We start from the raw sequence: 10,827 nt of genomic DNA, 5'->3' as shown, positions 1-10,827 counted from the left end.
TGGGTGTCGATATCGAATTGCACGACGCTTTACAGCGTGTGCGTTTCGAGCATCCGGAAGTGCGCACGGTGGTGGTGACGAGCCTCAAGGACCGTGTGTTCTGCTCGGGCGCCAACATTTTCATGCTTGGCCTTTCATCGCATGCGTGGAAGGTCAACTTCTGCAAGTTCACCAACGAGACGCGCAACGGCATAGAAGATACGTCGCGCCACTCCGGTATCAAGTTCCTCGCAGCCGTCAACGGCGCGTGCGCCGGCGGGGGCTATGAAATGGCGCTCGCGTGCGATGAAATCTATCTGGTCGACGACCGTTCGTCATCCGTAGCATTGCCCGAAGTCCCTCTGCTCGGCGTACTGCCCGGCACCGGCGGTCTCACTCGCGTGACCGATAAACGCAAGGTTCGCCACGACCGCGCCGATATCTTCTGCACCATTGTTGAAGGGGTGCGCGGCGAGCGCGCGAAGCAATGGCGCCTGGTCGATGAAGTCGTGAAGCCGAACGTATTCAAGGAAACGGTGCAGGCTCGCGCGCTGGAACTGGCCGCGCAAAGCGACCGGCCGGCCGGAGCACAAGGCATTGTCTTGACGCGTATCGAGCGCACGGATCGTGAAGATGGCCTGAGCTATGCGACCGTCGATATCAGCATCGATCGCGCTCGCCGTACCGCAACGTTTACCGCGAAAGCGCCGTCGACGAATCCGCAATCCGATATAGACGCCATCGTCGCGGCCGGCGCCCACTGGTGGCCCCTGCAGTTCGCCCGTGAACTCGACGATGCCATCCTTTGCATGCGCACGAACGAACTCGATATTGGCACCTGGATCTTCAAGACCGAAGGCGACGCACGCACGGTGCTTGCCACGGACGCCACACTGCTCGAGCATCGCGATCACTGGTTCGTGCGCGAGACCATCGGCATGTTACGCCGCACGTTGGCACGTATCGACGTCTCGTCGCGCACGCTCTTCGCGCTGATTGAACCGGGTTCATGTTTCGCCGGCACCTTCGCCGAACTCGCGTTCGCTTGTGACCGTAGCTACATGGCGGCGTTGCCAAGCAACGAAGACGAGGAACCGGTGCTGACGCTCTCGGAAGTGAACTTCGGCCTCTACCCGATGATCACCGGCCAGTCGCGTCTTGGCCGCCGTTTCTACGACGAAACCGAGCCAATGAACGCGGTACGCCAGCAGATCGGACAGCGGGTGAAACCGACTGAGGCTGAACGCCTGGGACTGGTCACCGCGTCGCCGGATGACATCGACTGGCCCGACGAGATCCGGATCGCTATTGAAGAACGCGCGGCCATGTCGCCCGATGCGCTCACCGGGCTTGAGGCCAACCTGCGCTTCAACGGCGTGGAGACGATGGAAACACGCATCTTCGGGCGTTTGTCGGCCTGGCAGAACTGGATCTTCAACCGGCCGAATGCGGTGGGTGAGAAGGGCGCTCTCAAGGTGTATGGCAAGGGCAGCAAGGCGCAGTTCGACCTGAATCGCGTCTGACGCATCCGGCTGTCCGGTCCTACTCATTCAGCGCTCCTCAGCGCGACCGTCTTCAAGGAAAGAAACCATGTCCACAATCAACTCAACGATCAACTACAGCGAAAAGATTCCGAACAACGTCAATCTCGCCGACGACCGCACGCTGCAGCGCGCGCTCGAGCAATGGCAGCCGAACTTCCTGTCGTGGTGGGGCGACATGGGTCCGGAAGGCTCGCCGGACTACGATGTATATCTGCGCACGGCGGTGAGCGTGGACGCCGGTGGCTGGGCCCATTTTGATCACGTGAAGATGCCGGACTACAGGTGGGGTATTTTTTTGACGCCCGGCATCGCGGACCGGCAGATCAGTTTTGGCGAACACAAGGGCGAAGCAGCGTGGCAGGAGGTGCCGGGCGAACATCGCGCAAACTTGCGGCGGATTATTGTGACGCAGGGCGATACCGAGCCGGCGTCGGTCGAGCAGCAGCGGCACCTGGGACTCACGGCGCCGTCCATGTACGACCTGCGCAACTTGTTCCAGGTCAACGTGGAGGAAGGGCGTCATTTGTGGGCGATGGTCTATCTGCTGCATCGTTACTTTGGCCGTGATGGTCGTGAGGAAGCCGAAGCATTGCTGGACCGCCGTTCCGGCGACGAAAACAATCCTCGCATTCTCGGTGCGTTCAACGAACGCACGCCGGACTGGCTCGCATTTTTCATGTTCACCTACTTCACGGATCGCGACGGCAAGTTCCAGTTGTCCGCGCTCGCCGAGTCCGGCTTCGACCCGCTCGCACGCACGACCAGGTTCATGCTGACGGAAGAAGCGCATCACATGTTCGTGGGCGAATCGGGTGTCTCGCGCGTGATTCAGCGGACCTCGCAGGTCATGAACGAACTGAAGACCGACGATGTCAACAAGATCCGCGCGGCCGGTGTGATCGACCTGGAAACCATCCAGCGTTATCTGAATTTTCACTACTCGGTGACCATCGATTTGTTCGGTGCGGATCATTCGTCGAATGCGGCGACGTTCTATAGCTCGGGACTCAAGGGCCGTTACGAAGAAACCAAACGCGACGACGATCATCAGTTGAACGGCCAGAGCTACAAGCTTCTGGACGTCCAGGACGGCAAGCTGGTCGAGCGTGAAGTGCCCATGCTCAACGCCATGAACGAAGTGCTGCGTGACGACTACATCAGGGATTCCGTGGCGGGTGTCGGACGCTGGAACAAGGTGCTGGAGAAGGCGGGGTTCGACGTTCGCCTGACTGTGCCGCACAAGGCGTTCAACCGCCAGATCGGCACCTTCGCCGGCGTGCGCGTGGCGCCCGACGGCCGCGTGGTCAACGAGAATGAATGGAAAGCGAACGAGGCGAAATGGCTGCCGACGCCGGAAGATCGCGCGTATGTCGCCTCGCTGATGGGCCGTGTGGTCGAACCGGGCAAGTTCGCCAACTGGATCGCACCCCCGGCCATGGGCATCAATCGCCAGCCGGTCGATTTCGACTACGTGCGTTTCAACTAAGCATTTCAGCAGGCGCGTACGGACCGCTAACGAAATGCCGTTGCGGTCCCGGCGCAGATGGAGAAAACAATGAACGGTCCAGCCCCCATGGAGGTCCTCAGGCAGCATCTGATCGACCCGGAGATCTGCATTCGCTGCAACACATGCGAAGAGACGTGCCCGGTCGACGCCATTACTCACGACTCCAACAACTACGTCGTCAAGGCTGAGGTCTGCAACGGTTGCATGGCGTGCATCTCGCCGTGCCCGACCGGCTCTATCGACAACTGGCGAACGGTGCTGAAGTCGCGGGCATACAGCGTTGAAGAGCAGTTCACCTGGGACGAACTGCCGGCGCAGAACACAACGGCAAGCGCTGCGCTGGATTACCCTGCTCAAGCCGGCGCCGATACCAACGCAACCGACGCAACCGACGCAACCGATAACCCGGACGAAAATCCCGAAGGCATCGACGTGGATACGGTACGCGGCTCGACGCTGCCGCCCTGGTCGGCGGTCAAGCCGTACGTGAATTTATACACGCACAAGCAGCCGCTGGCGGCGACGGTGGTCGGCAACTATCGTCTGACCGGCGAGTCCACCGCCAGCGATATTCATCACGTCATGCTGGATTTCGGCACCACGCCGTTTCCGGTGGTCGAAGGCCAGTCGATCGGCATCCTGCCGCCGGGCACATCGAAAGACGGCAAGACGCATCACGCTCGTCAGTACTCCATCGCGAGTCCGCGCGACGGCGAACGCGAGGGGTATAACAACCTGTCGCTGACGGTCAAACGGGTGACGCAGGATCATCGCGGGAATGTTGCGGATGGCGTCTGCTCGAACTATCTGTGCGACTTGAAGAAGGGCGACAAGGTCAATGTGATCGGTCCGTTTGGCAGCACGTTCCTGATGCCGAACCATCCGAACTCGCATTTGCTCATGATCTGCACGGGCACGGGTTCGGCCCCCATGCGAGCGATGACGGAATACCGGCGACGCAGGCGGTTGAAGGGCGCGACCGGCAAGCTGATGCTGTTTTTCGGCGCGCGGACCAAGGAGGAGTTGCCTTACTTTGGACCGCTTGTGAATCTGCCGAAGGATTTCATCGATACCACCCTGGCGTTTTCACGGACTGCAGGCCAGCCGAAGCGATACGTCCAGGACGCGATGCGCGAACGCGCGACAGACGTCGGGCAGATGCTGCGCGATGACAACACATTCATCTATGTATGCGGGCTCAAAGGGATGGAGGACGGTGTGCTTCAGGCGCTGCGGGATATTGCCGTGCAGAACGGCATTGAATGGGACCCGTTATGGCGGGCGCTCAAGCGAGAGGGTAGGTTGCATCTGGAGACCTATTGACCGCATTCCAGGAAAGATTCACCTGTCGAACACACGCCCGCTCACTGCGGGCGTTTTCCATTGACGTCCCTCGTTTCCCGCCAACGTCGTCAAGATCATTCATTGATTCGGTTCGTAAATCAATAACGTTAATTGAAAGAATAAATCAAAATTGTTTGGCGGGCGATACTGTCTCCAACCAATACGTCAACCCAAAACAAAAGACGGAGACAAGATGAACGGACTCTTCCTGGCCGGCCGTTTTAGCGCGCACAAGCCGGTCGGTACGCAGGGCACGCAACGCGTCGGCGCCACCCGATCTTCCCGACGAACGCCTGGCGCACGCTTGGGCACTCGGCCCGACCCGCGACGAGCCGCACGCGGTACCTGAAAGGCCCGGCATCCGCAGCCTGGCCGGTTCAACACCCTGGGCTGATTCACACCGCTCGAGTCATACCGAGATCCTGTAGCAATCGTCATTCGACGCCCGACATCCCCTCGACGAAGGGGAGGAGAACCGCTTTGCATAAAAAAACCTGATGGAGACAACGCGATGAAGAAGAGATGGATGTGCAGTGCCGCGGTATTAGCCCTGTCCACGATAGCCGCCCCTTGCGCCCACGCGCAGAGCAGCGTCACGCTGTACGGCATTATCGACGCCGGCATCACGTACTTCAGCAATCTGAATGGTCACGGGACCTTCGTGGCAAACGATGGCTCGATCCAGTCGAATCGCTGGGGTTTGCTCGGCAGCGAAGACTTGGGCGGCGGCGCCAAGGCCATTTTCCAGTTGGAGAATGGCTTTAATTTATACAACGGCACAATGGTCCAGTCGGGCGTGCTCTTCAGCCGTCAGGCTTGGGTGGGCCTCACCGACACCACTCACGGCACGCTCACGCTTGGCAAGCAATATGACTTCTTCTGGGACAACCTTACTCAGTTCGCGATGGGTCAGTACGCCGGGCAATACTCCTGGCATCCCGGCGATTTCGATCATCTGGCCGGCACCTTGCACATCAACAACGCGGTCAAGTACAAATCGCCAACCTTCTATGGTTTCTCATTCGGCGCCCTCTATGCGTTTCCTTCGCAATCCGTCTCGGCCGGGACTGGTCGCGTGATCGCGTTCGGTGCACGATACGACGGTGGCCCGTTCCAGGCTGGCGTCGCGTACACCGATACCCACGACCTCGGTCTCAACGCCCCGACCCAGGCGGGCACCACGCTGTTTCCGAACCTGTCGGGGGCACCGGTCGTGGCGACGAGCGTCAGCACGATCGGCGCGGGTGCCAGCTACCGGTATGGGCGCAGCCTTACGCGGCTGCTTTTCACCGATACCCACTTTCGCGTCGCCCGGGACAACGGCTCGATGCCGACCTACGAGATCAACGAGGTGTTCCAGCTGACGCCGGCGACGACCTTGATGGGCGGTTACTGGTACAGCAAGCTGGGCGAACAGAAGTTCCAGAACGGGACGTTGCTGCTTGACTATGCGCTGTCCAAGCGCACGGATGTCTACACCAGCGCTACCTACTTGCGGGTGTCGGGCGGTGCTGCACCGGTGTTTCTCGGCGGTGGCTCAGCGCCCGTGTTTTCCAACGGGGTGTATGTCGGCTCGGGGGATTCGTCGACGGCAATCCGGATCGGCATGCGCACGAGGTTCTGAAGCCCGCACATTAAAGTCGTTGCTTTGAAGCCATTTCAGCAAAGCGCTTCAAGGAGGGGGCCTTCGTTGATCGATGATGATCGATCAACGAAAGCCCCTGGTTTTTGCCGGATCAGTCGGCCGGCCGTTTGTCGGCAAGCGCGCGCTTGCATTCATCGAGCACGCGCAACACCAGTTCTGATTGATAGTTGAGATCGTCGCTGTCGAGGATCTCTTCCACGGCATCGCGAGCCCAATCGGCATCCACCAGTTCCGAGTGACGCTGGGCGAGGTCGGCTGCAATGGCTGAGAGCTTCGCGATCGCGAGCCATTCAGCCTGGCGCTTATGCCGGTCCAGCCACTTGTGAGCCGCTTGTACGTGAAAAGCCGCAGTGGGCCAGGAACCGTTCAGATAATAAGCGCCGAGGCTCCCGCAGGTGAGCCAGCAGAGCAATTCCACGCGGTCGGTCGGGCTGAGATTGTGGCGTACATCGTTCATGGCGGAGCTCACGAAGATGATTGACGTGTGCCGGACGTTCTGATTCCGGCATGAAAACGATAGCACGCCGCGGTGCAATGCGGAATCCTCCATTTACGCCCTGCGTTCGCGGACGAACAGGCGCGACAACACGCTTGGCGGCCGCTGCGGAACGCGGCGAGCAGAGTTCTACTGATTTGGCGCTGCGGCGTCGGCCAGGGTGCTTGAACAGGGCGCCTTCGTCGACGCATGGAGCCCCGCCTTCAGTCACTGTACCTACCGGTCATATGCCTGATTCCTGCTGACGTAACGCCGCAACGTAACCCCGCAACGTAACGTCAGCAACGTAACCCCGCAGCGTGACACGCGCACCACCAACGTCGTGGCCTGACAGTTCAGGAAGCCATCGCCGCAGTGATTTCTCCATAAGACGACTGCAGCCGGTCGATCTTTTCCCGCAGATCGTCGAGCCGGTACGTGGCTTTATTCGCCAGTTCCCGCACGCTTTCCAGTAAATGCTCGCACAAGGCGGAGTGCTGGGCCGCGATTGAATCGAACATTGATGCTTCAGGCTCTTCCGGCTCTTCCGATCGACCTGCTGCCGCCATGACGTGAACCGGAAGCGCCACTCTCTGGGCTGTCCTCAACCGTTCCGTCACTGCGGCGAATTTCTCGACCGGGCCAATGGCCGTGCGAATGGAGGCATCGACTTCATCGAGCGCGGCTTTCAGGTCAAGCGCGTTCTCTTCTATAGAGAGGGTTAGTCCTTCAACCTTTTGCGGCGTCATGTAACCCCGCTTGGCGAGGGTTTCACTTGCATTGACAATCGCGGCAGTTATTGCCGATACCGCCACGCGCTCCGTCTCAACACGGCTTTTGAGGTCGGTGCATTCTGCAATTACCTCGTGGAAGGCACTCAGGTGTGTTTCGATCACTGGAGTAGGTCGCATGGTAATAATCCGGGGTGGACAAAAAAACGACAAAATGATCGATCTGGTTGCACATACTGAGCATGAAACGTGCCAATCATGCCGATGAATTTATCGATGAACCGTCGTAGCGGTTCAAACTATCCTGCGCAGGCAAACAGGAAAAGGAAACAATGTGTCTGAAGGGAGTGCATTTCGGACGATTCGATAATTTCAGTAAATTTTACTTATTCAGTACAAATGATTCGCGCCAAAACGATAAAATTTTCGATCCGGTTGGCGACGACGTTTACTACTCTGAAATAAATTTCTGGCACGTTGCAGCTTATAAATCGTCGTCATCTGTGATCAAAGACGCGATTTGGTAATCGTTATGCTGAGTTCTCGAAAAATGCGAGATCCCATTTATAAAAAAGTGCAGATTATTCGCAGACGCCATGAAAAATTTCCCAAAGAGAAACCGTTAAATGATTTGCATGTTTATGTTCCTGCTTCGACAGGAAAACGTCTAATGCCAGAGAGAATCAAATGTGCAGGTCGTTGCACATTTTGATGCACTTTGAGAAATGGCGCAGGGGTCGCAATTGGATGGAGCGGAGCCTTGCTGCGCTGGTCGGAGCCCGTTTTCGACTAAAAGGCCGCGGCAGGGCGGCCTTCATGGGTTTTTAACGTGTGGCTATATACAGCGTGATTTTCACGGCCAAAACGCATATTGGTTCACACATTGGGAGACTCGACGCGAACCGCTGTATGGGTCGCCCTCTCACACGGTGAGTTTCGTTTGAAAACTAATGATTAAAGGTCAAAATTTGAAACAATGCAGCGAATTGATAATACGCCGAGAAAACCGCAATTAAAACATCAGACAATTAATATATTTCATTTTGCTTTCGCCATTAAATTTTCAGTGGTGAACAAATTTTCGATCCGCATGCTGATGAATTAGCTATTGGGGCCTGGTGTGCAAACTGATCGTCGTTGAATGCCGCAGATCGCCCAGCTTGGGGTTCGACACATTGGCCTGATCTGCTCTATCTTGTTGTGTTGTTCAAGTCAGTTGCAGCGCTGGTGGCCTGAGTGTCATCCGCGAGAACCCTCCAAACGGCTTGCGCGACCAACGTGATGCACCGCAGATTGTTCTCTCGAAGTTCAATTCCCGCGGGTACCCTCTCTGCCACCCGATTCACCTTATCCAAGGAGCTGAAAATCAGCTATTCGAGCCTATGCCGGGTGAACCCATGACACACCGCCTGCGTGCAATTTGGCGCCTGGCGACGCTGTTCGTGCGCGAAAGCCGCACAAAGTCCGCCGCCGACGCCCCGATCCATCGCGTTCTGCGCTCGTTCGCCGGCGGTGTGCGTAGCCGTGGCGCCACCAGTCTGGCCCAGCGAGTGCCGGTGTTGCAGAACCTGTCGGGTGTGCTGACCATGGCGTCGGGCCTGCTGGCGCAACACCCCGGGTTGGCTGAGACGGCGGTACGCGTCGCGCTCGCCGAATTGGACACCCTCAAGGCGCCGCTGAAAGACGCGCCGCTGCGCCGGGCGCTTGCGACCGCGCTACCGCCGGGACGGGCAGACGCATTGATCGACGTAGACGCCGAGCCCGAACGCTGTGGAATAGCGCAGCAGACGCATCGTGCGCTGATCACGCTGGAAATGCCCCCCGCATCCACGCAAGCGAAACCTCCGGTGGCCGTCCGCATTACGTTGATCCGCACCGATACGCGCACCGAATTGGCGCAAGACCTCGATGTGGCAAACTCGGCGGCGCGCTTGGCCGGGCGTTTTTCACGTGAGGTTCGGGAGCAGAATGTCGGCGCGCTGATCGCCCGTTTGGCGGAATCGATTACCGGGATGCTCGATTTGCGTCAGCGCGCTGCCGACCAAAGCTTTCTGCGCTACCGGTTGCGCGAAGTAAACAAGGACTCGCGCGTCGTCGTGCCCGAAGTGCTCTGGGATTTTTGCAGCGACACGGCGCTCGTCACGCGCGCCGTGCGCAGCGTGCCGCTCTCGGACGCCAAAGCGCTGCGTGCTCACGGCCTGGACCCGGCCCAACTGATTGCCACGTGGATCGAGGTTTTTTTTGAAACGGCGCTTGGCGAAGGCGTGTTCCATGCCGGTCTGGAAGCGGCAGGCGCCGCGGTCAGCATCGAACCGGACACGCTCGGGGCGCTCGTGCTCGACGGGGATTCGCCGCTCACGTTTTTCGCCGCGCACGAACGCAGTTTCCTCGTTGCCGGGTCAAACGCGTTGCTGCACGGCGATCACAAGGCGGCCGCGCGTGAACACATGCGGCATGGCCGGCCCGACGAACACGAAGAGCAGCATGCAGTGCGTGTGGAATCAACGTATCGGCGGGAAGCAGAGCGTTTTGCCGGCGATGCCCATCGGCATCGGACAGCCGCCGATCTCTTCACGGCGCTGGGCAAAGGACCTCTGGAGCACGCATTCGGCGATGCCCACACGGGCATCGCGTCCCGGGCGGCGTTGCTTGCGCGCTCGGCGCAGAGCATCGAGGAAATGGCGCGCCGGATTGCTCCGGATATCGACGTTTGGCCGATTGCGCGCAGGGTGATCATGCGTCTGGCGCTGGATCAGTTCAGTTCGCACGGCGTTGTCGCACAACTGGCGAAGGAAGCCGTGCACTGGCCGCACGCGTTGCCGCGCGTGCCGAATTTGCTGGCGGATTGGGTGATGCGGCAAAACCGCCGGAATGCGGATTCGCGTTCCGCGAGGTAGTTGCGCTTTGATATCGCGCTCGCTTGGAGCGAAGAAAAAGGCCCGGAGAAGCATGAGAAGGAACGTCTGTTGCTCGACTGATGAGACTTCAAGCCATCAGGACAGGAGCACTTAATGACCACAACGCAACCGACCACGACGCAACCGACCGCGACACAACGCGACCTCGACAACAGCAAACCGCTTGGGGATTCTGGCACCGGCGCGAGCGGTGGCGGCTCGGGCGGCAATCTGCCGGGCGGGGCGGCCACCGGCGGCAACGCGCAACAAGGGGTAAGGCCGCCCGACGCGCCCCAGACCTCGATCACAAAAGCTGAACCCGGCGAGCCTGACAGGCGCAATCTCACACAGCATCCAAAGCAGACTGCCGAAGTCCCGCTGGGCAGCGGCAACGCGCCCGAAGCGAGCGGACGCGGCGGGTTCGGTTCGCACAGTTCAGAGCCGGAAGGGGTTTCAAAGCAAAGGTCGGTGGATCCGATGCCCGCGACTAACGACAAGGACGACAAGCCGTCCGAATAGCGCAATAGCGGAACCGCGGACCCAGCACGCCGTTTTTATGCAAAACGCATCACGGCATGCCGCCGAGCGACGGTGAAATGATGCTGCCGGGCGGAAGGTCGTCCGAGGTGGCATCGTTCGCTGTGCGCGAGGACGTCGGCGCGTGGCTCGTGCTGCACGAATCGACGGAATCCTGCCCGACGCAAC

Annotated in this window: 8 protein-coding genes; 6 read left to right on the top strand and 2 right to left on the bottom strand. The window is 59.3% G+C overall.

The window, feature by feature from the left end; translation table 11 throughout:
• From boxC to JWR14_RS36170, 4 genes are all read left to right on the top strand, one after another.
• Positions 1-1,502, top strand: a 1,502-nt coding sequence (gene boxC, locus JWR14_RS36185) for a 2,3-epoxybenzoyl-CoA dihydrolase (RefSeq protein WP_299719156.1), incomplete at its 5' end; no start/stop codon positions are given.
• 67 nt (positions 1,503-1,569) lie between these two features.
• Positions 1,570-3,009, top strand: a complete 1,440-nt coding sequence (gene boxB, locus JWR14_RS36180; RefSeq protein WP_299719154.1) for a benzoyl-CoA 2,3-epoxidase subunit BoxB — start codon at positions 1,570-1,572, stop codon at positions 3,007-3,009.
• Between the two features lie 69 nt (positions 3,010-3,078).
• Positions 3,079-4,353: a benzoyl-CoA 2,3-epoxidase subunit BoxA gene (boxA, locus tag JWR14_RS36175; RefSeq protein WP_299719152.1), complete on the top strand. Its 1,275-nt coding sequence runs from the start codon at positions 3,079-3,081 to the stop codon at positions 4,351-4,353.
• Positions 4,354-4,885: 532 nt separating this feature from the next.
• A complete protein-coding gene (locus tag JWR14_RS36170) occupies positions 4,886-5,998 on the top strand; it encodes a porin (RefSeq protein ID WP_299719150.1) in 1,113 nt (370 codons plus the stop codon).
• 112 nt (positions 5,999-6,110) lie between these two features.
• Here JWR14_RS36170 and JWR14_RS36165 read toward each other — a convergent pair whose 3' ends face one another.
• Positions 6,111-6,476, bottom strand: coding sequence for a hypothetical protein (locus JWR14_RS36165; RefSeq protein ID WP_047845755.1), 366 nt, complete (start codon positions 6,474-6,476; stop codon positions 6,111-6,113).
• Between the two features lie 374 nt (positions 6,477-6,850).
• Complete coding sequence (locus tag JWR14_RS36160) at positions 6,851-7,405, bottom strand: hypothetical protein (protein WP_299719146.1); 555 nt, start codon at positions 7,403-7,405, stop codon at positions 6,851-6,853.
• A 1,217-nt stretch (positions 7,406-8,622) separates the two neighbouring features.
• Here JWR14_RS36160 and JWR14_RS36155 point away from each other — a divergent pair.
• The gene (locus tag JWR14_RS36155) at positions 8,623-10,122 is read left to right on the top strand and encodes an AarF/UbiB family protein (RefSeq protein ID WP_299719144.1); all 1,500 of its coding nucleotides are present in this window, start codon (positions 8,623-8,625) and stop codon (positions 10,120-10,122) included.
• 114 nt (positions 10,123-10,236) lie between these two features.
• Positions 10,237-10,641, top strand: a complete 405-nt coding sequence (locus JWR14_RS36150) for a hypothetical protein (protein WP_299719142.1) — start codon at positions 10,237-10,239, stop codon at positions 10,639-10,641.
• Positions 10,642-10,827 lie beyond the last annotated feature (186 nt).

The organism is Caballeronia sp. (genome assembly GCF_028292365.1).
Taxonomy (GTDB): domain Bacteria; phylum Pseudomonadota; class Gammaproteobacteria; order Burkholderiales; family Burkholderiaceae; genus Caballeronia.
The sequence above is the reverse complement of the archived record's forward strand: the minus strand, read 5'-3'. Positions and strand labels throughout refer to the sequence as shown.